Here is a 24,263-nt window from a genome sequence, read left to right on the forward strand (position 1 = left end):
CGGCATCCTGACCCGCAGCGAGCGTAGCAGCGGGAGACGCCAGGAGGCAGAGCGCGGCCAATACGGCCATGCGGTGGGACATGCTATTCTTCCTTGATAAAAGTCCCCGGCGCCAGGGGCGTGGCGCCGGGGATGAGGGGTCAGCTCGCGGGGAACTGCTCGGGGTGAGCGGCGATAGCCTGCTGCACCTGCGCCATCGTGACGTTCACGGCTTTGGCCATGCGCGCGCCATAGTCCTTATCCGCCGCGTAGAAGTGGGCGACCATCAACGACCGGATATCCACGCTCTTCACCTGACCGAGGTCGGAGGCGAGGTTCTTGATCAGATGGTCCCGATCGACCGGGCTGAGCGAACGATAGAGCGCGCCCGCCTGCCGGAAATCGTCGGGCTTGCTGATCTTTCGCTGCTGTGTCGTCCCGCCGACGGGATATTCGCTATATTTCGCGTCGGCCTGCTCCTTCGGGCCATCCGCGTTGGTCGGCTCGAAGTTGATGCTGCCCTTGTGACCGGCCCTCTGCATCGCGCCGTCCCAATTATTGTTGTTCACCGGCACGAGCGGCCGGTTAATGGGTAGCTGCTGGTAGTTGACGCCCAGACGATAACGCTGGGTATCGGCATAGGCGAACAAGCGCCCCTGCAGCATCTTGTCGGGCGAAGCCTCGATGCCCGGAACCATCGCGCTCGGCGCGAACGCCGATTCCTCGGTCGCCTCGAAATAGTTGTCGGGCACCTTGTTCAACGTCATCGTGCCGACCTTCACCTCGGGAACGCTATCCCAGATCTTGGTGTCGTCAAAGGCATCATAGTCGAGAGCGGCGGCCTGTTCGGGGGGCAGGAACTGGACCATCAGATCCCACTTGGGGAAGTTTCCGGCGCGGATCTGGTCGTAGAGATCCTGGGTCGCATAGTTCGTGTCCGCGGCATGCTGCTCTTCCAGCGTCATGCCATGGACGCCCTGCACGGATTTCCAGTGGAACTTAGAGTCTGATTCAAAATTATCCTTTGCGAATTCATAGCCTTGCGATGCGGCGGGCAAAGAGCTGGATCGAGGCGATGAACAGCCATGCGGTTGCTGACGCGATGGTTTGCTCGAAGTCCTTGGCCAGTCGGCGGTTTCGATTCAGCCATGCCAGCGTCCGCTCTACGACCCAACGGCGTGGAAGGACCACGAAACCCTTGGCGGTATCGGACCGTTTGACGATCTCGAGGGTCCATTTGCCGATCCGGCGCAGCGCCTGTCGGAGTTTGTCGCCAGCATAGCCGCCATCGGCAAACACATAGCGCAGCCACGGGAAGCGCTTGATGATCTCGGCCAGCACCAGCGGTGCACCGTCTCGGTCCTGGATGTCAGCGGTGTGGATCACGGCGTGGACCAGATTGCCCTCGGTGTCAGTCAAAATGTGGCGCTTGCGACCCTTGATCTTTTTGCCCGCATCATAGCCGCGAGGACCGCCGGATTCGGTGGTCTTGACGCTCTGGCTGTCGATGACCCCGGCACTGGGCGAGGCATCGCGCCCGGTCGCCTCGCGCCCGATCAGCAATAGGGCATGATTGAGCGATAACCAGAGCCGGTTGTCCCGCCACAGGTAGAACCAGCGCCGCACTGTCGAGACCGGCGGAAAGCACGGTGGCAGCATCCGCCACGGCAGACCGCCGCGCAACAGATACAGGATCGCCTCGACAATCCGCCTGAGCGGCCACTTGCGCGGACGGCCCACATGCGACGGCGGCGGAAAAAACGGCTCAAGCAGCGCCCATTCGGCGTCGGTCAAATCACTTGGCAAAGCCAAGTCCGCGCGGGCATACTGCGCCCGAGTGGTGTCGGTCCACATCGTTGATCTCCGGTAGTCTTCGCAAAACCACCTGAATCAACGACTTGGGCTGGCGTCAAGCTAACCCGCTGATACCACTCAACTTAGTTTCGGATCAGGCTCTTAGCGAAAACGGTCTTGCCGTCCTTGTTAACCAGTCGGAAGGCATGGACACCGAACCCGTCCATCGTGCGGTAGCTCTTCGGCATGCCGATAGTGTCGGTATAGAGCATGGTGAGCTCATGGGTCGATTCCGGCACGCGGCTGAAGAAATCGAACGCGTTGTTGGCGTCCTGGATGTTCGTCACCGGGTCCGGCTTGTTGGCATGGACGAAATCCGGGAACTTGATGGCGTCGCGGATGAAGAAGATCGGCTCGTTGATGCCGACGAGATCCCAGTTGCCTTGGTCCGTGTAGAATTTGGTCGCGAAGCCGCGCGGGTCGCGTGCCGCCTCCGGCGAGCCACGATAGTTCATCACGGTCGAGAAGCGGACGAAAACCGGTGTCTCCTTGCCGGCGGTGCCGAACAGAGAAGCCTTGGTGTAAGGGGACAGGTCGGTGCTGGCGACGAATATGCCGGCGGCGCCGGTGCCGCGAGCGTGGACGACGCGCTCGGGGATGCGCTCACGATCGAAATGCGCCAGCTTTTCGATGAGATTGAAGTCTTCGAGGAGAACCGGACCGTCGGGCCCGGCCGTCTTGGAGTTCTGGTTGTCACCGACGGGCGCGCCGGTGTCCCGCGTCATCACGGTCTGTGCGTGGACGGCGGACGTCGAGATAAGGAATGCGGCAACCGCTCCCAGGCTCTTGGAATATTTCATGGAGTTCCTCTTTTCGGGATCGAGGCCCGAGGAGCTAACGGAGGGTCCGGACGGATCGAAACGCATTGGAGCAATCACTGAAACCGGGATTTTCGATAAGGCCGCGCAACGAAGACGCTGGCGTTCGGGCGTACCGGGGCCGGAGGTGCTTTCTCAGAGCGAAAGCTCCGTAGCGCGTCGGCGATTGGAAATTTCGTTCACTGAGACCGGAAGAAGCCGTTGGCTGTCGATGCGGAAGGCTGTCACCGCTTCACATTTTTCAGGTAGCAGGCCCTTCGACCGGCCCATTGAAGAGATGTCGAATGCTGACGGAGGCATCCGCCAGCATGGTATCGACAAGTGATGTGATGATGCCGCTGGCTTCATCTCCTGCCGCGACGGTGGCCGTACCGCGCCGCCACTCCCGTCCATCGGCGCTGAAGATTTCGACGTCCAGTCGCGCGCTCCCCTCATGGATCGTTGCGTATCCTGCGACCGGCGAGTGGCATCCGCCGCCCAGGCGCCGGAGAAACAGTCTCTCGAGCGAGACACAGCGGTGCGTCTCCTTGTGATCGATGCGAGCAAGCAGTGGCCAGAGATCCGTGCGAGCGGTGCAGCTCTCGACGCCGATCGCCCCCTGCTGGAGCGCCGGGAGCATGGCATCGAGCGGGATGATGGCACCGAGATCCTCATAGCCGAGCCGGATCAGGCCGGCGGCCGCCAACAGCGTCGCATCGATCTCATTGGCTTCGACTTTCGCGAGGCGTGTCGCGACGTTCCCGCGAACGGGCATGATCGTCAGGTCGGGACGCGCACGGAGCAGTTGCGCCGCGCGTCGTGGAGATGACGTCCCTACGCGCGCGCCGAGCGGCAGCCCCACGAGGCTCGAAGCGCCGATCAGACATTCTCGAATATCTTCGCGGGGCAACATTGCCGCTATGCCGATTTCCGGCGGGCGGATTGCCTCGACATCCTTCATGGAATGGACGGCGAGATCGATCTCTCCAGAGAGGAGCGCGTGATCGAGCTCCATTGTCCACAAGGCCTTTCCGCCGATCTCCGCGAGAGCACGGTTCCGGACGATGTCGCCCGTCGTTCGGATCTCCACGATTTCAACCATCGTCCCGGGCCAGCCGTGCGCAGCGCACAATGCCGCAGCGACGGCACGAGCCTGATAGAGGGCGAGCGGCGATCCCCTGGTGCCAAGGCGCAGCGGAGAGGAGTGTTCGATCATAAGGCGCTTTCGAATTGCGCGACCGAAGGGTCGCCAGCCCCCTCTCCTAGCCTGCATGCCGTTTCGGTGCCGCAGCGTTCATCCGATCACTGTGATCGGCACCACTCGTTGGCTCCATCCGCGTCTGGCGCGCTACCGCTCGCCGCAAGACGGAGGAATCAATGGATTATCAGCGTATTTTCGCACAGGCGATCGAACGGCTGCACAGCGAAGGCCGGTATCGGGTCTTCATCGACATATTGCGCAACAAGGGCATGTATCCCGAAGCTCGATGCTTCGCCGGGCACAACGGCCCGAAGCCGATCACGGTCTGGTGCTCCAACGACTATCTCTCCATGGGCCAGCATTCAAAGGTGATCGCGGCGATGGAGGAGGCGCTGCACGATGTCGGCGCCGGCTCCGGTGGCACGCGTAACATCGGCGGCAACACCCACTACCATGTCGATCTCGAGGCCGAACTGGCGGACCTGCACGGCAAGGAGGGCGCGTTGCTCTTCACGTCCGGGTATGTGTCCAACGAGGCGACGCTAGCAACGCTCGGCAAGGTGCTGCCAGGCTGCATCATCTATTCGGACGCGCTGAACCACGCCTCGATGATCGCCGGCATCCGCAACTCGGGCTGCGAGAAGCGCCTGTGGCGCCACAACGACCTGGCGCATCTGGAGGAATTGCTGGCGGCCGACGACTCCGCCGTGCCCAAACTGATCGCGTTCGAGAGCATCTATTCTATGGACGGCGACATCGCGCCGATCGCTGCGATCTGCGACCTTGCCGACAGGTATAATGCCCTCACCTATCTCGATGAGGTCCACGCGGTCGGCATGTACGGTCAGCGCGGTGGCGGCATTTCGGATCGGGACGCCGTCGCTCACCGGATCGACATCATCGAAGGCACCCTGGCCAAAGCCTTCGGCGTGATGGGCGGCTATATCGCGGCCGACAGGCGGATCATCGACGTGATCCGGTCCTATGCTCCCGGTTTCATCTTCACGACCTCCCTCGCGCCTGTGCTGGCTGCGGGCGTTCTCGCCAGCGTTCGACATCTGAAGGAAAGCGAAGTGGAACGCGACGCGCAGCAAACGGCCGCGGCATCCCTGAAGAGGATGATGGCGGATGTGGGGCTACCGGTGATGCCAACCGTCACACACATCGTACCTTTGATGGTCGGCGATCCGGTCAAGACCAAGAAGATCAGCGACATCCTGCTCGCTGAATATGGCGCCTATGTGCAGCCGATCAACTATCCGACCGTGCCGCGCGGAAGCGAGCGGCTGCGCTTCACCCCGGGTCCCTCGCATACCGAGGAGATGATGCGTGAGCTCGTCGACGCGCTCGTCGAGATCTGGGATCGCCTCGATGTCGACCTCAAGATCGCTGCCTGAGACGCTTCATCGTGAACATGCGACCCGCGGAGATGTCCTTGCCCGGCCTAGACGACGCGCAACAGCGCGCGCGCGATTGGTTCGTGTCGCTGCGTGACCGGATCTGTCTGGCCTTCGAGGCTATCGAGCGCGAAGCCGACTCGGACGCAAGATTCTGTTTTTCTTCTTGGGAACGGGAGGATGCTACCGGGGCCGCAGGCGGTGGCGGCGTGCGTGGTCTGATGAAGGGCAAGGTGTTCGAAAAGGTGGGCGTGAACGTGTCGACCGTATCCGGCACCTTCTCGCCCGAGTTCGCCAGGACCATTCATGGCGCAACCGAGGAACCCGCCTTCTTCGCGACTGGAATCAGCCTGGTCGCGCATATGGCGAACCCCCATGTGCCAGCCGTTCATATGAACACCCGTTACCTGGTCACCACCAGGCGCTGGTTCGGCGGCTGCGCGGATCTGAACCCGCCGATCCCCTGTTCCGAGGACAGCGTCGACTTCCATACCACAATGAAGGCAGCGTGCGAGGCACATGCCTCGATCGCTGATTATCCGCGCTTTGCGCGATGGGCGCAGGACTATTTCTTCATTCCGCACCGCCAGGTGGAGCGCGGCGCCGGGGGGATTTTCTACGATCACCTCGAGGCTGCTGACGAAGCATTCGAGTCCGCTTTCGCGTTCACGCGAGCGGTCGGAGAGGCTTTCTTGGCAGTTTATCCCCGGATCGTGCGACATCGGATGGGGAACACCTTCACCTCGGACGAAGAGCACCAGATGCTCGCATGGCGGGGACGCTATGCGGAATTCAATCTCGTCTATGATCGCGGAACATTGTTCGGCCTCAAGACCGGCGGGAATCCCGATGCGATCCTGATGAGCCTTCCGCCACGGGCGATCTGGGAATAACCCGGTCGGAAGCTCCGACCGGGCCTTGTCTCGTCAGGCCCGGATCTCGGCGAGGAGCTGCTCGACATGCTCGATCGGGACTTGCGGCACGATCCCATGCCCGAGGTTGAAGATGTGCGGGCGGTCGCGGAACGTGAAGAGGATCCGTGCGGCCTCACGCTTCAGGGCGCCTCCTCCGGCCAGCAGCGCGAGCGGATCAAGATTGCCCTGGACCGGAAACTCGGGCGGAAGCAGGCGATCCGCCCATTCCGGGGGGATCGTCTCGTCAAGCCCGATCGCATCGACGCCGGTCTCGAGGACGTACGCCGGAAGGCGCGTGCCTGCACCCTTCGGAAATCCGATGATCGGAATGTCGGGATGAAGGGCCGAGAGGCTCCCGATGATCTGCGCGGTGGGGGCGATGACCCAGCGCTCGAACTCGACCGGGGAAAGGCTTCCGGCCCAGCTGTCGAAGAGCTGCACCGCCTCCGCGCCTGCTGCGATTTGCCCGCTGAGATAGGTCACGGTAACATCGACGATGCGGTCGATGAGACCCTGGAGCCGGTCCGGATCCCGAAAGGCCATGGTGCGCGCCGCTGCCTGGTCCCGGCTGCCGCGACCGGCGATCATATAGGTGGCCACGGTCCAGGGCGCTCCGGCGAAACCAATCAGCGCCGTCGCTTTCGGAAGCGCGGCGGCGACCAGCGCAACCGTGCGATAGACGGGCTCGAGCCTGTCCAATCTCGGATCGAGCGCGTCGAGATCCGTCGCATCCAGCGTTGGTGCCAGGATTGGCCCCTCCCCTTCCGCGAAATGGAGGTCTTGCCCCATGGCATGGGGCACCACGAGGATATCCGAGAACAGGATTGCCGCATCCATCGCGAAGCGGGCGATCGGCTGCAAGGTCGCTTCGGCCGCCGCCTCCGGATCATAGCACAGATCGAGGAAGCTTCCCTTGCGTGCACGCAGGTCGCGATATTCCGGCAGATACCGCCCCGCCTGACGCATGAACCAGACCGGCGGACGGTCAACGCGCTCGCCCGAAAGGACACGAAGCAGGGGTTTTGTGCTTGGGCAGGATCTCGAAAAAGTCATGCAGACACCGATTTGAACCTTGGATAATGTCCATTGTCACAGGAGGACGCTTCGCCCTCATCGATTATTCCGAACGCAGTGATCGCCGCTGACGGCGGGACACCGCTTCCTCATGCCGGCAGGCATCACGATACCTGTAATCGCCAAGGAAGCAGTCCAAGACGCACCGTTTCATCGCCTAACTCTATTAGTCTTAGAAAAATGATGCATTTCACCGATCACGAACGTCGTGGCAAAGAACGGATGTCACCGCCGGTCCGCAGGCCTTCCGCGCCCCCCTCGGAACGCGCTGCTCCGCTCCCGGCGGTGACAACCCTCGCGCCGCCGCATTGCCCAGCGCGGTCGTGCTCCCCTGTCGCGCGGCCGGTGGTGCGTCCGTGCAGGAGAATTTCGATGGCTTTCACCGCGAACGTGCCCACTCAAAAAGTCGGAGTGCTGCTCATTAATCTCGGGACGCCAGCCGCCCCCGAACCGCGCGCGGTCAAGCGGTACCTCGCCCAATTCCTGTCCGATCGACGGGTCGTCGAGCTACCGTCTGTTCTCTGGCAGCCAATCCTCCGCGGTCTGGTGCTGCGAAGCCGTCCTGCGAAGAGTGCCGAGGCTTATGCGTCTATCTGGAGCGCGGAGGGATCTCCCCTCGCCGCTTATACGGCCAGACAGGCGCGTGCGTTGTCCGGCCAGCTACTCGATAGCATCATCGAATATGGCATGCGCTATGGCGAGCCGTCGATTGAGCGAGGCTTGGACGCATTGATTGGGCAAGGTTGCGACAGGATTCTCCTGGCTCCGCTCTATCCGCAATATTCGGCCGCTACGACGGCAACGGCGCTCGATTGCGCTTACAAGGCATTGTCTCGCCGGCGCGCGGAGCCTGCCATCCGGACCCTGCCACCTTATTTTGCGGATCCGGCCTATATCGATGCGCTGGCCGTGTCGGCCGGGAAATCACTTGCCGAGTTGGCCTTCGAGCCGCAGCGCATCATCGCGAGCTTTCATGGGATGCCCGAACGGACGCAACGGCTCGGCGACCCTTATCGCGGCCAATGCATCGCGACGGTCAATCGTCTCTCGGCGGCGCTGGGCCGCGAGGTTCAGGTAGGCTTCCAGTCGCGTTTCGGCTCGGCTCGGTGGTTCGAGCCCGCGACCGACACCTTGATCGAGGCTCTGCCGGGACAAGGTATATCCCGCATCGCGGTGATCATGCCGGGGTTCTCGGTCGACTGCGTCGAGACATTAGAGGAAATCGGAATCCGTGGACGCGCATCCTTCCTAGCCGCGGGCGGAAGCGACTTCGCCCTTTTACCTTGCCTCAACCACAGCGAGCCGGGCATGATGATGCTTGAGCGTCTCATCCGCCGAGAACTGGCGGGTTGGCTTCCAGCGGATCGAGCGAGCGCTGCGCAGCCAGGTCGGGCGGTCATGCAGGTCGCGGCCTAGAATTTCTCAGGACCGGGCAGGCAGATCAGCCTCGACATTCGAGGGCATGAGATGCCAAGCGGCATGCCCAATCCGAAATTCCGGGTGGAGCATGCCGCTCGAGCGGGACGTCATGACGCTATCAGTTTCCGCAACTGAGAGAGATTGGCGTCCAATGAGTCGGTAGCAACAAGCGGTTCGACGAAGCGGCCGTTCCGATCCATTAGATATACGGCGGCAGTGTGGTCGATCGTATAGTCGCCGTTCTTGTAGCGCGACGATTACGGTGTCCGGTCGGCGTCAATTTTGATGGCCGATAGGTGGCCGCGCCGGTTGGTGAATTCTGGCTACCATTTGCTGTTGCGAGGAGCAACCGTCGAGCGACAATTACGACGCTGGGTAATTGTCGCTGGCGCTGGCCGGAAGCGAGGGTTTGAAGCGCATGGGATGGTTGGCATGTAATTGCCGCTGGCGACAATTACCCGTTGCCTCAGCAAGGGTGCTCCCGAGCGCGAAGCCAGCGACAATTATGATGGCCGGTCCGGGGCGCCATTGGGCGGGTCGTAATCGCCGGCGTTGATGCGGGCGACGGCGGAACGCTTGCGGTAGCTTTCGCCGTTCATCTCGATGATGGTCGAGTGGTGCACGAGGCGGTCGATCGCGGCGACAGTCATGGCGGGATCAGGGAAGACGTTGTCCCATGCCGAAAATGGCTGGTTGGCGGTAATGGCGAGCGAGTGGCGTTCGTAGCGGTGGGCGATGAGCTCGAACAAGGCGCTGGTTTCGACCTGGTCCTTGCGGACGTAGGACAGATCGTCGAGCACGATGAGATCGAACTTGTCGAGCTTGTCGAGCATGGCGGGCAGGCTGAGGTCGCGGCGCGCGGACTGGAGCTTCTGGACCATGTCGGTGGTGGAGCAGAACAGGACGCGCCGCCCCGTGTCGATGAGGGCATGGCCAATGGCGGCAACTGCGTGCGTCTTGCCGGTCCCGCTCTGGCCGAACAGCAGCAGGTTGCCGCCGTTCTCGATCCAGTCGTCACCGGCGGCGAGGGACAAGAGGTGCGGTTTGCGGATGCCGGGGGCGGCGTCGAAATCGAAGGTGGCGAAGGTCTTGCCTGCGGGCAAGCCGGACTGGTCGCGATGGCGCTGGATGCGCCGGGAGGAGCGATCAGCCATCTCGATCTCGAGAAGCGAGGCCAGCAGGTTGGCGGCCGGCCAGCCATCGCGATCGGCGGTGTCGGTGAGGCGCTTCCAGTTGCGGTTGATGCTCGGCAGGCGCAAGGCCTTCAGCAGGGTAGGCAGTACGGCGGCGGCCTGATCCTTGGTGCGGGTCATCAGTGCACCTCCCCGCTGGCGATCAGGCTGTTGTAGCTGTGCAGATCGGGTGGCGGGATAGCGACATCGCGCTGCGATCTTGCGGTTGGCAGGAACTCGTCCCTGAGCGCATCGACATCGGGCAAGCGCCCGCTGTCGAGAGCCTCATCGATCCGCCGGGCCAGCACGTCGACACAGTCGCCCCTGGCGGCGATATCGAGCAGCGCGACGGCATCGCGGCAGGCCTGCCGTCCATCGAGTTGGGCATCGAAGGCTTGCCAGGCCCGCCGGTAGGCGTGATCGGGGAAGAGGGCTTCGCGGTAGACGAGGTTGCGCAGTGCACCGGGCTTGCGGCGCAGGTTACCGATCATGTGCCGGAAATCGATGCTATGCCCCCGGTGGGGATGACTGATCCGCACACGCGGCGTGGACATTACCCTGTCCGGACCGAGGAAGAGCTCGATGCGATCGTCAAAGAGATGCGCGTTGAGGCGCCGTCCGACGAGGCGGGAAGGCACCGAATAGGTAACCCGATCGATGGCGACGGTGCCGTTGCGGGTGACATCGACGGTGACCATGGCGAAATCGGTGGTTCGCCTTGCGGGCAGCGCCTTGAGTACCCTGCGTTCTGCATCGATGCGCGCAGCATGTCGCCGGTTCTGTCTGGCGACCTGCGCCTCAACGAACTCGCGCCAGGCCTCGATGCTGACGAAATCGCGGCTGCCCCGCCGGCGTAAGGCCTGATCGAGCCGTCGCTTGAGATGGGCATGGGGACCTTCGATCGATCCGTTCTCGTGCGCCTCGCCGCGGTTGTTGCGGGTAGCAAGCATGCCGTAATGACGACACAGCTCGTCATAGCTTCGGGTGAAATCCCGCTGCGCATCGGCGTCGAGGTTTTTGTAGGCGGCTGACAGGGAATCGCTGCGGTGTTCGGCCGGCGCACCGCCCAGCTTCCACAACGCATCCTGCAGGTGCTCCGAAAGGGCGGCAAAGCTCTCCCCGCCCAGCACGACAGCCGCATGCTCCCAGCCACTCGCCGCCAAGCGGAAGTGGTAGAGGCGATAGGCCAGGGTCTCGCCGGCAACGGTGACCTTGAGACTGTCGCATACCGTGAAATCCGACAGGCCCTGCCGACCGGGCTCATGATGCTGCGGGAAGAAGATCTCCTTCTCGCCGCCGTGCAGTGCCCGCCAGCGGGCGATCCGGCGTTCCAGTGTTCGTCGTATCGCATCGGGAACAGCATCCTCGCCGAACTCGTCCTGGAGCGTCTCGAAGACCGTGACGGCAATGATACCGTCGATCTGGAGCAACTCCTCTATACGTGGCCAGAATGGCTCGAGCGGATCGGCGCGGGTGCGCCAGTGGCGCTCCTTCTTCTTCTGGGACGGAAGCTGCGGATCGTTCTCGATCCGGCGTGCGCTGCGTTCGCTGATACCGGCCTTGGCAGCCGCGACGGCCTGGGTGTGTTGGCGACGATGGGTCATGAAGAGAAATACCTGCTGATCGGAAATGTGGTGGCCCGGCATCGCAAACCCATCGCTCGTTGTTCGATGAGTGTTCCGATACCACCGCCCGCCACAGCCCCGATCTGCCCCCCGAAAGAAGGGGAAAAAGATCGCCACCGGTTGTCTGGTCCGCTCTCCGGTCGGGGCTGCGCCCCTCCCTACGATCAGACCAGACAACCGATCCTACCGGCCATCATAGTCGCCGCTCAACCGGCCATCGTAGTTGTCGCCGCGCAGTTCTCCAGCGGCACCCGGGCGACATAGACTTTGAAGGCGGCCTCGATCTGCTTGAGCTGTTCCTCGGTGCCGGTAAGTCCCACCACTGGCGTGTCGAACAATGAGAGGAAGCTCGCGATATCCGCAGGTTTATCGTGTTCCGGATCAACGGACACGAAGACGATCGAGAGCTTGTCCGCTTCAGCGCCAAGCCGCTTGTGCAGCATGGTCATCCGATTCATCGTCGTCGGGCATACGTCGGGACACCGCGTAAACCCGAAGAAGATCGCATAGGGTTTGCCCCGCAGCGTTGCGTCTGTGACCGTCTTGCCATGGGTGTCCGTCAGCTGGAACAAGCCACCTGGTTCCGACGCAGAGGGAGCGGTCGCCGCGGCTGTCGTGTTTGCACCACGGTCGCTCCGACATGCGGTCCACACCAACGCCCCCGCAACAAGAAGGACGATCACGGCGACCAGGACCAGGCCGCGCCGCAAGCCTCTTTGCTGCGCGGTCATCGACGATCCTCCACCGGTCCCGTTGCCCCGGCCGGTGCGACCTTGAGCGAAACCGTGACTATTCCAGCCCGTTCGAAGCGGAGCGTCAGCGGGATGGATTCGCCGACCTTTAGTGGCGCGCGAAGACCAATCAGCATGATATGCTCGCCGCCAGGTGCAAGTCGACCTTCCGCACCAGGCGCGATAGAAACGCCGTGCGGAAGCGGGCGCATTCGCATGATGCCGTCGACGATCTTCATGGTGTGGAACTCGACCTTCGCCGCGCGGGGCGAGCTTCCAGATATGAGACGATCCGGCTGGCGGCCGATGTTGCGTAGAATCAGATAGCCAGCGCCAGTATCCGCGCGAGGACTCGTGGCGCGCGACCAAGGCTGGCGCACGACCAATGTGCCTTTGCACGCATCTTGGGCGAACGATGGTGCCGCGCTCGCGGCAAGAGAAAGCAGTGCGGACGCGAGGCGTCCGCGAGAGATAATAGACATGAAAATTCCTGACTTGTCATGGATGTGCCGGCGCGGAGCGCGCGACGGTCCGTCCAGGTTGTGCACGATCTCATCGCCGGCTTGCTTTAACCACCGGCGTCAGGTGCCTCGCGCGCTACGGCGTTGGATCAGGCAAGCGCCGGCGGGCCTCGCAAAGGCGGACTCAGGTACTTCGCCTTCGCGACAGTTCGTGGGAGCGCGAGATGTTGGACAATCGACGTCGTGAAGAGGATCGCGCCAGCGAGCAACGATGGATCGGTTGCCATGAGCGCGGATGTAGACAAGCCGGAGAAGGCGCAAGGCATTTCCTTGGCCGCTCTGTGATCCGCTCCACCATGATCCGCGAGACGTCCTGGAAGCGAAATCTGCGTGGTGATCGGACCTGTGCCGGAGCAAAGCTGGACCGTGATGGTATCGCTCGACATCACGGGCATAAAGCCCGCCGGGACGACCAGTCGCAATGCCAACACCACCAGGATCAATGCGAGGCTGATGGTGGGGTGGACATAGGCAAAGTGTCGGAGCCGAGTCATAGTTTGCCGGCTAGCCTTTTCGCCTCGATTTGTCAGCCTGGTCTGTCATCGGGCTTGGTTTATCGGGGTGGTCGCGGTCGAAAGAGGGGCAGACGACTGCCTGCCCCTCCAAGGTGCTTAGAGGCCCGGGTAGATCGGGAATCGCTCGCACAATGCCCGGACCTGCCCCCGGACGTTTCGCTCCACCTGAGCATCGCCCTGCTCACCCTGTTCGCGCAGCCCATCGAGCACGTCGGAGACCAGATTACCAATCTCGCGGAACTCCTCCGTGCCGAAGCCGCGCGTGGTGCCCGCCGGCGAACCGACACGGATACCGCTGGTCTTGACTGGCGGCAGCGGATCGTTGGGAATGCCGTTCTTGTTGCAGGTGATGCCAGCGCGCTCCAGCGCCTCGTCGGCGTCCTTGCCGGTCACGCCCAGCGGACGAAGATCCACAAGCGCGAGATGTGTGTCCGTGCCGCCGGCCACCAGATCCGCGCCGCGTGCCTTGAGCGTTTCGGCGAGGACCTTGGCGTTATCGACCACCGCACTGGCATAGGCCTTGAATTCGGGTTGCAGCGCCTCTCCGAACGCGACCGCCTTTGCGGCGACGACATGCATCAACGGGCCGCCCTGAAGTCCGGGGAACACGGCCGAATTGATCTTCTTGGCGATGGCCTCGTCATCGGTGAAGATCGCACCGCCGCGCGGTCCGCGGAGCGTCTTGTGGGTGGTGGTGGTGACGACGTGAGCATGGCCAAAGGGCGTCGGGTGGACCCCGCCCGCCACCAGGCCCGCGAAATGCGCCATGTCCACCATGAACAGAGCGCCTACCTCATCGGCGATCGCGCGGAACCGCGCGAAATCGAAGAACCGTGGGTAGGCCGAGCCGCCGGTGATGATCAGCTTCGGCCTGTGCTCCTTCGCCAGCCGCTCAAGCTGTTCGAAATCTACCAGGTGGTCGTCGGAGCGCACGCTGTAGGAGACCGCGTTAAACCACTTGCCGCTCATCGCGGCGCGGGCGCCGTGCGTCAGATGGCCGCCGGCATCTAGGCTGAGCCCCATGATCGTGTCGCCGGGCTGGGTCAGCGCCAACATCACCGCACCGTTCGCCTGCGCGCCCGAATGCGGCTGGACATTGGCGAACCGGCAGCCGAACAGTTGCTTGGCACGATCGATCGCGAGCTGTTCCACCTCGTCCGAGGGATGGCATCCCTGATAATAGCGCCTGCCGGGATAGCCTTCGGCATATTTGTTGGTGAAGACACTGCCCTGGGCTTCCAACACCGCCCTGGAAACGATGTTTTCGGACGCGATCAGCTCGATCTGGTGCTGCTCGCGGTCCAACTCATGGGCGACGCCGGCGAACACAGCTGGATCGGCTTCGGCGAGCGATTGACTGAAATAGTGCTCGAGATGGGCATGGGCGGCGATTATGGGATTAGTGCTCATCTATTCCTCCGTGTGGCGCGGGAGCGGATGATGCCGAGATCGGCACAGATGCCGCTCGCCGCTTGCAGTCGCGGGGTCGACGCCGGAATCTGTCCTGTTGGACATCCTCCGGGTCCCCGTCTTCGCCCTGCCGCCACGCTGGGATGGGTCACCTCGCCGCCGCTCAATCGCGGGTTGAAAGCACCTCGTCAAGTTAGATATAAAGACATGTTTATGTTGTTATAACTTGGACGCGATCCTCTCTCGCGATTGGTGCGATTCGGCAAGGTCAGCAACAGGGCCGACAGCCCTCGTCATCAACGCGCTGGCGGCACCTCGGATCGTCGTCCATATCTGCGGATGCCCCCCCCGCTCCAAAGGCGGATGCTCTATGATGGCGCTGATCCTCACGATCGTTCTGGTCGTGATCACACTGACGGAATCACTATGGTTGATGTACCATCTGAACGCCCACACGACGCCCATGTCGTCCGACATGAGCCGCAGGGTGCCGCGAACGCTGACGCTGGGCGTCGGCGGCTAGACCAACAAGAGGGGCCATCCCGCGTGGCGCGCATGGGCATGGTCCTGTTGCTGGTGGCCGCGTTCGCAGCGCTCATGTCGCTCGGTATCTGGCAGGTCCATCGCCTCGCCTGGAAGCGGGCACTGATCGCCGCCGTCGACAGCCGCATCCATGCCGCGCCCGTCGCGCCACCCACGCCAGCGAAATGGAGCCGGGTGAACGACACAAACGATGCCTATCGCCGGGTGCGCATCGCCGGCCGCTTCGATCATCGCCATGAAACGTTCGTCCGCGCCGTGACCGATCTCGGCGGCGGCTATTGGGTGATGACGCCGCTCCGCACCGACAGCGGCTATACCGTGCTGGTCAACCGCGGTTTCGTGACGCCCGAACTGCGCGATCCCGCGACCCGCAAGGCAGGCTTACTCGAAGGCGAGACGACCATCACCGGCCTGCTCCGCATCACCGAGCCCAAAGGCGGCTTCCTGCGCAACGACGATCCCGCCAGCGGCCGCTGGTATTCGCGCGACGTGGCGGCGATCGCACAGACGCAAGGGCTAGGCGCAGTCGCTCCCTATTTCATCGATGCGGATGACACGCCCAATCCCGGCGGCTTCCCTGTAGGGGGGCTGACCGTGGTCAGCTTTCCCAACAATCACCTATCCTATGCCGCCACCTGGTTCACCATGGCCGCCCTCGTTGCTGGCGCCGGGATCGTGATGGCATGGCGCGGACGACGAAGCCGTTGACGCTGGCTGGGACGATTCTCGCTGCTGCGGCCGACGAGCGCGTTTGATATTAGTGTCCAGATGCCACAGTTCGCCAGCGACCCAAACGCGAGAAGTGGTAGCGCCATCCGGCCTCGTTTCATCCGACATGGATTCGGCAAAATCTGAAGTTCGCTCTTGCCTCTATGCGTAGAACGCGCAACCTAGCCCTGCTTCCGAGCAAAGGTCGGGAGTGGGGCGTGGAAACCTCACCATATGTACTCGGTCACAGCCTGCTGCGGCCGGGTGGCATGCGCGCATGTCCAGCCGGCAACGGTAAAGGCGCATGCGCCTGACGTATGGCAGGTTTCCAACATCCGGCTTTGGCCGTTGCCCCGAGAGGACATAGGGGTAACGAATGAGCCGAAGACGAATAAGGCAGACTTGTCACCGATCAGCGCGCCGGGAACGCGATGCGCACACGGACACCAGGCCGCGAATACGGGGTGAATTGCCCCGCCGATGAGCATCAAACGCGCCGGTGCCGCCAAGACGCAACTGGAAAACCCCGCCGCCGACGACGACGCCGGGTTTCCTGGATTGGCCGAGGCTTACCGGCGGGAATTTCCGCGGCTGGTGCGATTCTTCCGGATGGCTATCCGCAACCGGGATGACGCGCACGATATGGCGCACGAGACGTTTGCCCGCTTCCTCGGCGCCGACCGCCCTGCGAACATTCTGTCTCCTGGAGGATACCTCACCAAGATTGCCTTCAACCTCTTGCGCGACCGGGACAAGCGCGGATCAACGAAACTCGCGAGGATATGCCTACCGATCGAACCAGGTCTGGTAGCGCGTGCCGATGACGACCAGCATCGGGAACTTGAAGCGCGTCAGCAAGCCGAGGTCTGGCGGAAGATTCTTGAGGAGCTGCCGCCGCTCACGCTGGACGTGTTCCTGCTCAACCGCATCGAAGGTTTGACATACGATGCGATTGCGAACCGCTTGGGCATTTCCAAGCCTCGTGTACAGAAGCATATTGTGAAAGCCTTGCGACATATCGACGCCAATATGGACCGCGCCGATGTCTGAGCTATCGGATGAAGAGCGCTACGAAGCGACGGAATGGTTGGCCAAGATGATGGACCAACCCGAAGTCTACCGCGCCGATCTGGAAGCGTGGCTGTCCGGCAATGAGACCAGGCGAACGCATTACAAGCGGCTGGTGACCGGGCTGCACGGTTCGACCGCCGGCGCCGAACTCACCGGCATGCGCCCGAGAAGCACGGAGCGGGCCGGTCCCTGGGCGGCCTTCTGGCCCGGCATAACGTGGCGCCCTGCACTCACCGTCTCCGCAATCGCAATCATTGTCGCGGCGACCGGCTACCAGTTCGCTCGCGACCGCAGCCCCATTGCGAGCGCCGATCAGCCGTCGACCACGATCCAAACGCGAATCGGAGAGGTGCGTCCCACGCGGCTTGCCGACGGAACGGTCGTGACCCTCGACACCGCGACGGAGATTGTCGTCAACCTCGCGAGCGACACCCGGAAGGTGGAGCTAAGGCGTGGGCGGGCGCGGTTCGCCATTGCGGATCGCGGAACGCCCTTCAAGGTCGTGGAGGGCACGAGCAGCGTTGTCGCCGCAGCAGGCACCTTTGATGTGAGCTATGGCAATTCGTTTACCGCTCAGGTGATCGAAGGAGCTGCCGAGGTGCGGCTGCAACCCGCAGCCTATTTTCCAGATCGCGATGCACCTATTCGCCTGACTTCCGGACAGAAGCTGGTCTTTACCAGTGGACAAAGCCACCCTCCGTCAGCCATCGACGCCCGACCCTCGGATCAGCAATGGATTGGCGGCGTGAAGAAGCTCAACGACGTTCCGATCAGGGAAGTGATCGCGGAGGCGAACACCTATAGCGAAACAAAGATCGTACTCGCTGACCCGAGACTCGGCGATAAGGTGATCTTCGGCGATCTCCACATACGGGATATTGACGCGGTCGCTCAGGCGATCGCCGACTATCTCAATCTGGAGATCGATCGATCGCGGCCCGGCAAACTATATATTTTGGCTCCGAACTAGCCGCTGACCGGCTCGAAAATCCGCCTGCATCGTCCTTATCATGGAGACCATTGAAAACGGCTCTTTGAGCGGGAGGCACAGCGGAATGAGAGTCAGCAGCCTGGCGGCCGTCATCGGCCCGGTGATTTCAGTGGTGATGGTTGTTCCGGGGATTGCTTCGGATGGGCAGCATCGCCGCCACTATGATCTCCCGGCGCAAGAACTCAAATACGCGACGCGCGCTGTTGCACGCCGCGCCGGTTATCAACTCGTCGCCGACGCCGACGCAATCCGTGGGAAGCGTTCCAAACCGTTAAGGGGGAATTTCACGGTCCAGGAGGCGATCGCCGTCCTTCTTGAGGACCAAGGATTGTCGTTCGAAATCAGGGACCGGACAATCTTCATTCGTGCAGTGATGGGAACGCCGGTCCTTACGGCCCTGTAATTCGACGTTTAGGTGCTTTCCGGTGGCTCCGACCGCCCCGAATGCCCAGCGCCCGGTGCCTCGTCTCGCGCGCGCTGCCGGTGGAGAAACGGCCGGACGTTGAACGATGCGATCAGCTCGATGCACAGCGACTCGAGTTCGTGCATGTCATCGTGCAGGAGTCCTCGCGGAAAGTGCAAATGGTGCTCGAGGAACAGCATCGGGATCAAGAGGTGTGCTGACGAGAGCCCCAATCCATGGGCGAGGCGAAAGTGATCATCGATCCGTGATTTCGGGTTGCCGGCTTCGATTTCGCGCAGCCATCGCACACCTATCCCAACCTCGGAGGCGAGTTGCTCCTGCGTCTTGCGCTGGAAGCGTCGTCGCTCCTCGATGCGACGGCCTGAAATGCGCTTCACCTCAGCGAGGATAGACGCGCGCTCGCCATCATCGACAACGCTCTGAGACGACATCATCAGGTTCTCCCTGAGTGTTTCTCAAAGCTCCCGTGCACGCTCCGACCCCGAAAAATTTGCGTATTCCACGCATAGGGTCAAACGAAACAGTTCCCATTCTGAAAGGATTTACGAGCGTTAGAGGCATGTGTTCAGATGTGGGGCGACGTGCCTTCGACATCCAGTTGCATGCGCTTGAATGCGCGGAGCACCTCCGCGTCTTCTGCCTGAGCCATGATCGTCAGGGACGCCAGATAGATTTCGCCAGGTCTCGGCCGCTTCCAGTAGCAGTCGCTCTCGTCGATCCGTTTGATGATCCGTGACACCAGGGTCATGAAGCAGATCGGCGTTCCCGCATAATGCCATGTCGGCCCACCCAGATTGTGCGTTCTTGGCCTGTCGAGCTCGTCGGCAATCGATTCAGTGTCGACCGCGTCAACAATCCGAACCGCCACATAGAGGGTTGTCCCGTAAGGCACGAACGACCGAGTCAGGGCAGCCAGCCGATTATGGCAGGCGAGGAACGCGTCGAACCCCTTCCCGGACAATCCAATCCTTTGCGTCCTTGATTTCATCCCTAAACCTCGGTGATTCGCAGATCCTCTCATTGGAAATGACGACGCTCGGACAAATTCGAGCCGGCTAACCGCCGAAAATCGGCAAATAAATGCCTATTGCGGCATTGTCGTGCCTAAACCGGCATCTTGGTGCCCTGCCTATTGTGCGCCTCCCTGACCTTCCTGCAACTGGCGCCCAACGCGGTTTGGCAGGGCACCTCCGACAGCGAATTCAAAGTTTCCCGCCCTACCCGACCGCTTCACGCGAAATGCAGAGGATCGTAGCATGAGACAGCCGCTTTGTGGCTTGCTGCTCTGCGCCGTCGTCACTTGTGCGACAGCGCCCGCCGCAGCCGACACCGCCACCCCCACGCTACAGGCAGCGCGCGGCGCGCCCTGTGCGGTCGCTCACACCCCGCAGACCGTCCAGGACTCCAACTGCTGCAAAGTGCCGAGCTTCGCGCTCGCCGATGCCACCACCTCCCAATCGTCCCCGCCCGCCGGTGTGCCGGCGAAGCACGACGACATGGAAGGGGCGCGCAAATGAGCCCGCGCATCAAGCTCCTCGCGCTGCTCGGCAGCGTCGCCGCCACATTCTCGCTCGCCCCCGCCCTCGCGCAGAACGCGAAGGAGAATGACAAGGTGATCGCGGCAGCGGCTGCGGATGCCGAAGCGGAACTCCACCAGACGTTCACGAACCTGCAGTTCGATGAGTTCGGGCCGTCGCCGATCGTCGGTCCGATCTACCAGGCGGTCGCGGGCGGACGGATCATCTATTATGCCCCCAAGAGCGAGCATCTGCTGTTCGCCGCCGTCTATGACAAGAACGGCATCAACCTCACCGCGCTCGCCCAGGAGCAGGCCGCCCAGCGCAAGCTGAAGGTCGTCGATCCGGCCAAGGCGCTTGCGATCGGCCCGGCCGGCGCGCCGACGGTGATCGAGTTCACCGACCCGGACTGCCCCTATTGCCAGGCATTGGAGCGCTTTTGGGCGGCGAAGGCCGCGGAGGGCAAGCCGGTGCGGCGGCTCGTCTATTTCGTCAGCGGCATCCATCCGACCGCGGCGGCAAAGGCAGAGCATATCCTGTGCTCCCCCGACCGCGAGGCAGCTTTCAAGGCGACCTATGCGGGCCAGGTGCCGGCACGGCTGCGCGAATGTGCCGAAGGCCATGCCAAGGTCGAGGCTGACGCGACCCTGGTGTCCAAGGTCGGGATCACCGGCACGCCGACCCTCATCGTCGACGGCAAGCTGGTCTCCGGTTTCCAGCAGGCCGAGCTCGAGGCGTTCCTCGATCGGCAGGGCCAGCAAAAAGCGGCGACCAGTGCGCCGCGCTGACCACAATTCCCTTCTGGCGGGCGTCCGGGATGGAGCGGCTATCGCCGCTCCCCGGGCGGACCGGAATGCCGGCGGCGGCGGGCCTCAGGGGCCGTCCACCTTCGCCCCGGCCGACCTCGATCTCGATCGGTGCCGGCAGGCATTGTCCCGGACGGCTCCTGTTTCACGGAGCAGTACAATGATGCGGAAAATCGGAAGCAAGGCCCTCGCGTTTGCCAATGTCGGCCTCCCTTTTGGCGTTCTCGCCCTCATGAGCGGCACGGCGCACGCCTTCGCGCCGCCCGCGACGGGCGATCTCGGCTACGACATCTACGATATCGTGGTGAACAAGGGCGTGAAGGGCCCGCTGGGTTTCGTCGGTGGCGTCGCGGCGTTCCTGTTCGGCGTGTCGCGCCTCTTCAGCAACATCATGATCGGCATCCCGACCATCGTCGCGGCCGTCTGCCTGATCAAGGCAGACTCCATCCTGATGACGTTCGGGATGGTGATCTGAACGATCGGGATCGGCGGCGCCGGTGCTGACCGGCGTTCGCCGCGCCCGCCACGAGCTGGGGGCCGATGGTCGGCCTCTGGAACATGACGGCGCTTTTCAGGCGGTCATGAAGCAGGAGGAGAAGGGCGATGGACGAACGTCTGCCGCAATATCTGCACAGACCAGTTCAGATCCTGTGGTTCGGGTCTGATGAATTCATGCTGGCGACATCGACCGTCTTCGTGGCGGCGATCGTCGGCGGGATCATCGGCTGGGCACTGATCGTCGCCCTTCTCCTTTTCATTCCGTGGAAACGGACCAAGCCCCGCGGGTACCTCGCGCACATCGCGTGGCGCTGGGGCCTGGTCAGCTTCAACCACTATCCGGGTCCCACACAGACCCGGTTCTGCGAGTAGTCGCGATGGACATTTTCAGACGAAAGCCCGCATCGACCGATCCGTTGCTCGGCAAGCCGGCGAGTTTCGGGATCCACCGCTACCTGCAGGGGAGCAGCAATCTCTTCGAGGAAAACCGTCTCCTCAAGGCGGCGATCGCCGGCCTGTTTGGCGTGACCGCGGTGCTCGGCACGGTGATCTACACCACGAACCAGAATGCGCGCACGGTGATCGTGCCGTTCGGCGCCAGCGGCGATCTCTATGTGACCGGCAACAAGCCATCGGAAGCCTATCTGCGCACGATGACGCGCAATATCGTCGGGCTGGCCGGGACCTATTCGGCCTACTCGGCGGACCGCCAGTTCCAGGAGTTGCTGGGGCTCGTCCACCCGTCCGTCTACAATGCGATGCGGGATTCGCTAAACGAGATCCTCGACGATCTCTCGCAGAACCCGACGCTGTCCATCGCCACCTACATCCGCAACGACAAGCCCGTCACCTGGGACGGTCACGAGATCATCGTGCCCGTCGAGAAAGTCAGGGTGATCGGCGGCGTCATCCGCAAGTTTCGCGGCAACCTGCGCATTGGCTACGCGATCGAAAATGGTCGCTTCTGGCTGACGCGCCTCTCCGAGGAGCAGTTCGATGCCGAAACCCGCCAGTAGGGCGACGCTGGCGCTTGCGCTCGTGCTGGCCACCGCCAGTCCGGCCGCGGCGCAGTCGATCCGGGCATTGCCCGATCAAACGAGCCGCATCCGCGTCTCGAACCACGACATCAACCATTTCGTGTGCGAGGGCGGCGACATCGAGGATGTCAAATTCTCGGCCGAGAAGGGCATCACCGTCGAGAAGGGCGGTTCGGACGCCTGGGTGAAATTCCTCGTCAAGGAGTCCGACGACGCCGGCCAGGTGACGCGGACCTATGTGACGGCGCCGTCCGAGTTCTTCGTGAGCTGCAACGGCGCGAACTATCCGCTGTATGCCGAGCCCGCGGACGTGCCGGCGCAGACCGTGATCCTGGTCGCCGGGTCCGCGCAGCGGGCGCGGGCCAATACCGACCTGCTCGGACCGCTGGTTGAGGAAGAGCGCGCGGTTTCCATCACGCTCGCGATCCTGGACGATCGCGTGCCGGCATCCTTCGCGGAGGTCGCGCCCGCCGCCGGAACGATTCAGCTCGCTGCGCTGCCCGCCGCGACGCTGGTGGAACATCGCCGCCTGGACATCGAAGGCTCCGGCCTGACCGGATCGGAATATCTCGTCCGTGCAACCGCGGCCGTCACTTTGGATGAGCGGTCATTCCTCGATCCGGCGCTGGGCGCCGGGATTTTCGCGGTCACCTTCGATCGCGCCCAGCTCGCCGCCGGAGAGACGGCGCGCCTGGTCGTCGTTCGCCGGGGAGCGGTCCAATGAGCGATGACGATACGCAGAACGGCGCGACGCGCTATCAGGCCCATCTCTCCGAGGAGGCCGCGCAGGACCGCGATGAGCTCGGTATGGCCGGAGCAACGCCCGCGCTGCTCGACCTCAAATCGCAATGGGGCAAACTGTCGGCCAAACAGAAACTGCGAGCCAAGCAGGCGGGTGTTGCCGTTGCGGTCGGCGTGCTCGGTCTCGGGCTCTACAGCGCCACCGGCAACCACGAACTGCCTAAGCCTGCCACGGACACCGCCAGTCTCAACATGGGTGCGGGCCTGCGCGGTGACAGTCTCGAGGAAAAGGTCCGCGGCGACCTAAAAAAAGTCCTCGACGGCCAGCAACTGCTCGGTGACCGCGTCTCGGCGATCGAGGAAGGCAAGATCGTGCCCGGCAGCAAGACGGGGCCGGGCACCGGGACCGGCGCGGACGGCGAGCTGCCACCCGCCCTGCCCGGCGCGCCCCCGCATCTACCGACGCCGCCTGATACCGGCGACGTCGGCACCGACGCCGACAAGCTCCCTGCGCCACCCGCAGCACCGCCGGGACCCGCCGCTCCTCCCGCGCCACCCGTCGAGAAGAATGTCGGCTCTATCGGCACGGCGACCAGCCAGGTCGCGCCGCGCGATGCCGCAGCCGATGGGTCGGGGGCCTCGAAAAAAAAGAATCGGACGATCTATTTGCCGCCTGGTTTCATGAAGGCGCGCCTCCTGACGGGAGTCGACGCGCTGGCGAGCCGGGACGCCACGAGCAACCCGGAGCCGATCATCGCGCGGGTCCAGGCGCCCGCCGTTCTCCCCAATGAGGTGAAGGCGAACCTGGCCGGCTGCTTCGTGATCGGCAATGCCACCGGCAGCCTCGCCAAAGAGCGAGTGGAGGTCCAGCTCGTCACACTCTCCTGCGTGGATTTCGACGATCGCTCGGTGGTCGACCAGCCCGTGAAGGGCTTCTTCGTCGATACCGATGGCAAGAAAGGTCTCAGCGGCAAGGTTGTGACTCGCGCCGGAGCGACCCTGGCGCGCGCCTTCCTGGCCGGCACGATCAGCGGCATTTCGCGCTCGGTCGAGGACACGTTCGGCGAGACGTCAACCTCGGCGCTCGGGACGGTCCGCACGCTCGATGCTGGTGATGCGGCCAAGTCCGGCATCGCCAGCGGCCTTGGGCGGTCCTCGGACAAGCTGACCGACTTCTATCTCGACCTGGCGCGCCAGGCCGGCCCGATCGTCGAGGTCGGTGCGGCCAAGGATGTGGTCGTCGTCATTCAGGAGGGCGTGTCCCTTGAGATCAAGCCCAGCGCCGGGGCGAAATTCTGATGCCAGCGCTCAACGGAGA

27 protein-coding genes and 1 pseudogene are annotated in these 24,263 nt (G+C 63.1%); 16 read left to right on the forward strand and 12 right to left on the reverse strand.

Features of this window, described 5'->3' with window-relative positions; genetic code table 11:
• Positions 1-140 precede the first annotated feature (140 nt).
• The 4 genes and pseudogenes from CAF53_RS02030 to hemC all read right to left on the reverse strand — a co-directional run bounded on the left by CAF53_RS02030 (position 141) and on the right by hemC (position 3,846).
• A complete protein-coding gene (locus tag CAF53_RS02030; protein ID WP_277949193.1) occupies positions 141-1,037 on the reverse strand; it encodes a catalase in 897 nt (298 codons plus the stop codon).
• The gene (locus CAF53_RS02035) at positions 1,012-1,833 is read right to left on the reverse strand and encodes an IS5 family transposase (protein WP_100237067.1); all 822 of its coding nucleotides are present in this window, start codon (positions 1,831-1,833) and stop codon (positions 1,012-1,014) included. The genes CAF53_RS02030 and CAF53_RS02035 overlap by 26 nt, the downstream gene beginning before the upstream one ends.
• Positions 1,834-1,934: 101 nt before the next feature.
• Positions 1,935-2,633: pseudogene (locus CAF53_RS02040) on the reverse strand (catalase); the annotation flags it as partial.
• Positions 2,634-2,892: 259 nt separating this feature from the next.
• Complete coding sequence (gene hemC, locus CAF53_RS02045; protein WP_197707337.1) at positions 2,893-3,846, reverse strand: hydroxymethylbilane synthase; 954 nt, start codon at positions 3,844-3,846, stop codon at positions 2,893-2,895.
• A gap of 161 nt (positions 3,847-4,007) precedes the next feature.
• Between hemC and hemA the strand changes: the two genes are divergently transcribed.
• Together hemA and hemF are read left to right on the forward strand one after the other, a co-directional pair.
• Positions 4,008-5,228 (forward strand): 5-aminolevulinate synthase, encoded by a 1,221-nt coding sequence (gene hemA, locus CAF53_RS02050; protein ID WP_100237149.1) that lies wholly within the window; start codon positions 4,008-4,010, stop codon positions 5,226-5,228.
• Positions 5,229-5,260: 32 nt separating this feature from the next.
• A complete protein-coding gene (gene hemF / locus CAF53_RS02055; protein ID WP_100237150.1) occupies positions 5,261-6,121 on the forward strand; it encodes an oxygen-dependent coproporphyrinogen oxidase in 861 nt (286 codons plus the stop codon).
• Between the two features lie 33 nt (positions 6,122-6,154).
• Here the strand turns inward: hemF and hemE are convergent, their stop codons facing one another.
• On the reverse strand, positions 6,155-7,195 hold the full coding sequence (hemE, locus tag CAF53_RS02060; RefSeq protein WP_100237151.1) for a uroporphyrinogen decarboxylase: 1,041 nt from the start codon (positions 7,193-7,195) through the stop codon (positions 6,155-6,157).
• 393 nt (positions 7,196-7,588) lie between these two features.
• On the opposite strand from hemE, the gene hemH reads away from it, so the two are divergent.
• Complete coding sequence (hemH, locus tag CAF53_RS02065) at positions 7,589-8,632, forward strand: ferrochelatase (RefSeq protein WP_100237152.1); 1,044 nt, start codon at positions 7,589-7,591, stop codon at positions 8,630-8,632.
• Positions 8,633-9,138: 506 nt separating this feature from the next.
• Here the strand turns inward: hemH and istB are convergent.
• The 4 genes from istB to CAF53_RS02090 form a co-directional block, all read right to left on the reverse strand.
• Positions 9,139-9,948: an IS21-like element helper ATPase IstB gene (istB, locus tag CAF53_RS02075; RefSeq protein WP_007686496.1), complete on the reverse strand. Its 810-nt coding sequence runs from the start codon at positions 9,946-9,948 to the stop codon at positions 9,139-9,141.
• Positions 9,948-11,411 (reverse strand): IS21 family transposase, encoded by a 1,464-nt coding sequence (gene istA, locus CAF53_RS02080; RefSeq protein WP_167369509.1) that lies wholly within the window; start codon positions 11,409-11,411, stop codon positions 9,948-9,950. Before istA ends, istB begins: the two co-directional genes overlap by 1 nt.
• Positions 11,412-11,638: 227 nt before the next feature.
• Positions 11,639-12,163, reverse strand: a complete 525-nt coding sequence (locus tag CAF53_RS02085; RefSeq protein ID WP_100237153.1) for an SCO family protein — start codon at positions 12,161-12,163, stop codon at positions 11,639-11,641.
• The gene (locus CAF53_RS02090) at positions 12,160-12,711 is read right to left on the reverse strand and encodes a copper chaperone PCu(A)C (RefSeq protein ID WP_197707338.1); all 552 of its coding nucleotides are present in this window, start codon (positions 12,709-12,711) and stop codon (positions 12,160-12,162) included. The genes CAF53_RS02085 and CAF53_RS02090 overlap by 4 nt, the downstream gene beginning before the upstream one ends.
• Positions 12,712-13,014: 303 nt before the next feature.
• On the opposite strand from CAF53_RS02090, the gene CAF53_RS26950 reads away from it, so the two are divergent.
• Positions 13,015-13,155, forward strand: coding sequence for a hypothetical protein (locus tag CAF53_RS26950; RefSeq protein ID WP_157801177.1), 141 nt, complete (start codon positions 13,015-13,017; stop codon positions 13,153-13,155).
• A 140-nt stretch (positions 13,156-13,295) separates the two neighbouring features.
• On the opposite strand, the gene glyA is transcribed toward CAF53_RS26950, so the two are convergent.
• On the reverse strand, positions 13,296-14,609 hold the full coding sequence (glyA, locus tag CAF53_RS02100) for a serine hydroxymethyltransferase (RefSeq protein WP_100237156.1): 1,314 nt from the start codon (positions 14,607-14,609) through the stop codon (positions 13,296-13,298).
• A gap of 370 nt (positions 14,610-14,979) precedes the next feature.
• Between glyA and CAF53_RS26955 the strand changes: the two genes are divergently transcribed.
• The 5 genes from CAF53_RS26955 (at position 14,980) to CAF53_RS02120 (ending at position 18,325) form a co-directional block, all read left to right on the forward strand.
• The gene (locus CAF53_RS26955; RefSeq protein WP_157801178.1) at positions 14,980-15,132 is read left to right on the forward strand and encodes a hypothetical protein; all 153 of its coding nucleotides are present in this window, start codon (positions 14,980-14,982) and stop codon (positions 15,130-15,132) included.
• Positions 15,133-15,164: 32 nt separating this feature from the next.
• The gene (locus CAF53_RS02105) at positions 15,165-15,860 is read left to right on the forward strand and encodes an SURF1 family protein (protein ID WP_100237157.1); all 696 of its coding nucleotides are present in this window, start codon (positions 15,165-15,167) and stop codon (positions 15,858-15,860) included.
• Between the two features lie 480 nt (positions 15,861-16,340).
• Positions 16,341-16,910 carry a sigma-70 family RNA polymerase sigma factor gene (locus tag CAF53_RS02110; protein ID WP_100237158.1) on the forward strand — a complete coding sequence of 190 codons (570 nt, stop codon included), beginning with the start codon at positions 16,341-16,343 and terminating at the stop codon, positions 16,908-16,910.
• On the forward strand, positions 16,903-17,901 hold the full coding sequence (locus tag CAF53_RS02115; protein WP_100237159.1) for a FecR domain-containing protein: 999 nt from the start codon (positions 16,903-16,905) through the stop codon (positions 17,899-17,901). Before CAF53_RS02110 ends, CAF53_RS02115 begins: the two co-directional genes overlap by 8 nt.
• Before the next feature lie 40 nt (positions 17,902-17,941).
• A complete protein-coding gene (locus CAF53_RS02120; RefSeq protein WP_100237160.1) occupies positions 17,942-18,325 on the forward strand; it encodes an STN domain-containing protein in 384 nt (127 codons plus the stop codon).
• A gap of 8 nt (positions 18,326-18,333) precedes the next feature.
• Here CAF53_RS02120 and CAF53_RS02125 read toward each other — a convergent pair whose 3' ends face one another.
• On the reverse strand, positions 18,334-18,780 hold the full coding sequence (locus CAF53_RS02125) for a helix-turn-helix transcriptional regulator (protein ID WP_157801179.1): 447 nt from the start codon (positions 18,778-18,780) through the stop codon (positions 18,334-18,336).
• A 131-nt stretch (positions 18,781-18,911) separates the two neighbouring features.
• The gene (locus tag CAF53_RS02130; protein WP_100237161.1) at positions 18,912-19,307 is read right to left on the reverse strand and encodes a hypothetical protein; all 396 of its coding nucleotides are present in this window, start codon (positions 19,305-19,307) and stop codon (positions 18,912-18,914) included.
• A gap of 295 nt (positions 19,308-19,602) precedes the next feature.
• Between CAF53_RS02130 and CAF53_RS02135 the strand changes: the two genes are divergently transcribed.
• From CAF53_RS02135 to CAF53_RS02165, 7 genes are all read left to right on the forward strand, one after another.
• On the forward strand, positions 19,603-19,863 hold the full coding sequence (locus tag CAF53_RS02135) for a hypothetical protein (RefSeq protein WP_100237162.1): 261 nt from the start codon (positions 19,603-19,605) through the stop codon (positions 19,861-19,863).
• Positions 19,860-20,651 carry a DsbC family protein gene (locus tag CAF53_RS02140; RefSeq protein WP_100237163.1) on the forward strand — a complete coding sequence of 264 codons (792 nt, stop codon included), beginning with the start codon at positions 19,860-19,862 and terminating at the stop codon, positions 20,649-20,651. The genes CAF53_RS02135 and CAF53_RS02140 overlap by 4 nt, the downstream gene beginning before the upstream one ends.
• Positions 20,652-20,829: 178 nt before the next feature.
• Positions 20,830-21,144 (forward strand): hypothetical protein, encoded by a 315-nt coding sequence (locus CAF53_RS02145; protein WP_100237164.1) that lies wholly within the window; start codon positions 20,830-20,832, stop codon positions 21,142-21,144.
• Positions 21,145-21,272: 128 nt separating this feature from the next.
• Positions 21,273-21,539: a type IV conjugative transfer system protein TraL gene (gene traL, locus CAF53_RS02150; RefSeq protein ID WP_100237165.1), complete on the forward strand. Its 267-nt coding sequence runs from the start codon at positions 21,273-21,275 to the stop codon at positions 21,537-21,539.
• Positions 21,540-21,544: 5 nt separating this feature from the next.
• Positions 21,545-22,183: a TraE/TraK family type IV conjugative transfer system protein gene (locus tag CAF53_RS02155; protein WP_100237166.1), complete on the forward strand. Its 639-nt coding sequence runs from the start codon at positions 21,545-21,547 to the stop codon at positions 22,181-22,183.
• Positions 22,164-22,928 carry a type-F conjugative transfer system secretin TraK gene (locus CAF53_RS02160; protein WP_100237167.1) on the forward strand — a complete coding sequence of 255 codons (765 nt, stop codon included), beginning with the start codon at positions 22,164-22,166 and terminating at the stop codon, positions 22,926-22,928. Before CAF53_RS02155 ends, CAF53_RS02160 begins: the two co-directional genes overlap by 20 nt.
• Positions 22,925-24,244: a TraB/VirB10 family protein gene (locus CAF53_RS02165; RefSeq protein ID WP_100237168.1), complete on the forward strand. Its 1,320-nt coding sequence runs from the start codon at positions 22,925-22,927 to the stop codon at positions 24,242-24,244. The genes CAF53_RS02160 and CAF53_RS02165 overlap by 4 nt, the downstream gene beginning before the upstream one ends.
• Positions 24,245-24,263: the final 19 nt, after the last annotated feature.

The organism is Sphingobium sp. LB126 (genome assembly GCF_002795205.1).
GTDB lineage: Bacteria > Pseudomonadota > Alphaproteobacteria > Sphingomonadales > Sphingomonadaceae > Sphingobium > Sphingobium chungbukense.

Excerpts from the sequence above, each read along its gene's own strand:
- traL (WP_100237165.1), top strand. The coding sequence starts at position 21,273 with ATGGACGAACGTCTGCCGCAATATCTGCACAGACCAGTTCAGATCCTG.
- hemA (WP_100237149.1), top strand. The coding sequence starts at position 4,008 with ATGGATTATCAGCGTATTTTCGCACAGGCGATCGAACGGCTGCACAGC.
- hemC (WP_197707337.1), bottom strand. The coding sequence starts at position 3,846 with ATGATCGAACACTCCTCTCCGCTGCGCCTTGGCACCAGGGGATCGCCG.
- CAF53_RS02165 (WP_100237168.1), top strand. The coding sequence starts at position 22,925 with ATGAGCGATGACGATACGCAGAACGGCGCGACGCGCTATCAGGCCCAT.
- CAF53_RS02110 (WP_100237158.1), top strand. The coding sequence starts at position 16,341 with ATGAGCATCAAACGCGCCGGTGCCGCCAAGACGCAACTGGAAAACCCC.
- istB (WP_007686496.1), bottom strand. The coding sequence starts at position 9,948 with ATGACCCGCACCAAGGATCAGGCCGCCGCCGTACTGCCTACCCTGCTG.
- CAF53_RS26955 (WP_157801178.1), top strand. The coding sequence starts at position 14,980 with ATGATGGCGCTGATCCTCACGATCGTTCTGGTCGTGATCACACTGACG.
- CAF53_RS02120 (WP_100237160.1), top strand. The coding sequence starts at position 17,942 with ATGGAGACCATTGAAAACGGCTCTTTGAGCGGGAGGCACAGCGGAATG.
- CAF53_RS02160 (WP_100237167.1), top strand. The coding sequence starts at position 22,164 with ATGCCGAAACCCGCCAGTAGGGCGACGCTGGCGCTTGCGCTCGTGCTG.
- glyA (WP_100237156.1), bottom strand. The coding sequence starts at position 14,609 with ATGAGCACTAATCCCATAATCGCCGCCCATGCCCATCTCGAGCACTAT.
- CAF53_RS02135 (WP_100237162.1), top strand. The coding sequence starts at position 19,603 with ATGAGACAGCCGCTTTGTGGCTTGCTGCTCTGCGCCGTCGTCACTTGT.
- hemH (WP_100237152.1), top strand. The coding sequence starts at position 7,589 with ATGGCTTTCACCGCGAACGTGCCCACTCAAAAAGTCGGAGTGCTGCTC.
- hemE (WP_100237151.1), bottom strand. The coding sequence starts at position 7,195 with ATGACTTTTTCGAGATCCTGCCCAAGCACAAAACCCCTGCTTCGTGTC.
- CAF53_RS02035 (WP_100237067.1), bottom strand. The coding sequence starts at position 1,833 with ATGTGGACCGACACCACTCGGGCGCAGTATGCCCGCGCGGACTTGGCT.
- hemF (WP_100237150.1), top strand. The coding sequence starts at position 5,261 with ATGTCCTTGCCCGGCCTAGACGACGCGCAACAGCGCGCGCGCGATTGG.
- CAF53_RS02125 (WP_157801179.1), bottom strand. The coding sequence starts at position 18,780 with ATGATGTCGTCTCAGAGCGTTGTCGATGATGGCGAGCGCGCGTCTATC.
- CAF53_RS02155 (WP_100237166.1), top strand. The coding sequence starts at position 21,545 with ATGGACATTTTCAGACGAAAGCCCGCATCGACCGATCCGTTGCTCGGC.
- CAF53_RS02145 (WP_100237164.1), top strand. The coding sequence starts at position 20,830 with ATGATGCGGAAAATCGGAAGCAAGGCCCTCGCGTTTGCCAATGTCGGC.
- CAF53_RS02105 (WP_100237157.1), top strand. The coding sequence starts at position 15,165 with ATGGGCATGGTCCTGTTGCTGGTGGCCGCGTTCGCAGCGCTCATGTCG.
- CAF53_RS02140 (WP_100237163.1), top strand. The coding sequence starts at position 19,860 with ATGAGCCCGCGCATCAAGCTCCTCGCGCTGCTCGGCAGCGTCGCCGCC.
- CAF53_RS02115 (WP_100237159.1), top strand. The coding sequence starts at position 16,903 with ATGTCTGAGCTATCGGATGAAGAGCGCTACGAAGCGACGGAATGGTTG.
- CAF53_RS02085 (WP_100237153.1), bottom strand. The coding sequence starts at position 12,163 with ATGACCGCGCAGCAAAGAGGCTTGCGGCGCGGCCTGGTCCTGGTCGCC.
- istA (WP_167369509.1), bottom strand. The coding sequence starts at position 11,411 with ATGACCCATCGTCGCCAACACACCCAGGCCGTCGCGGCTGCCAAGGCC.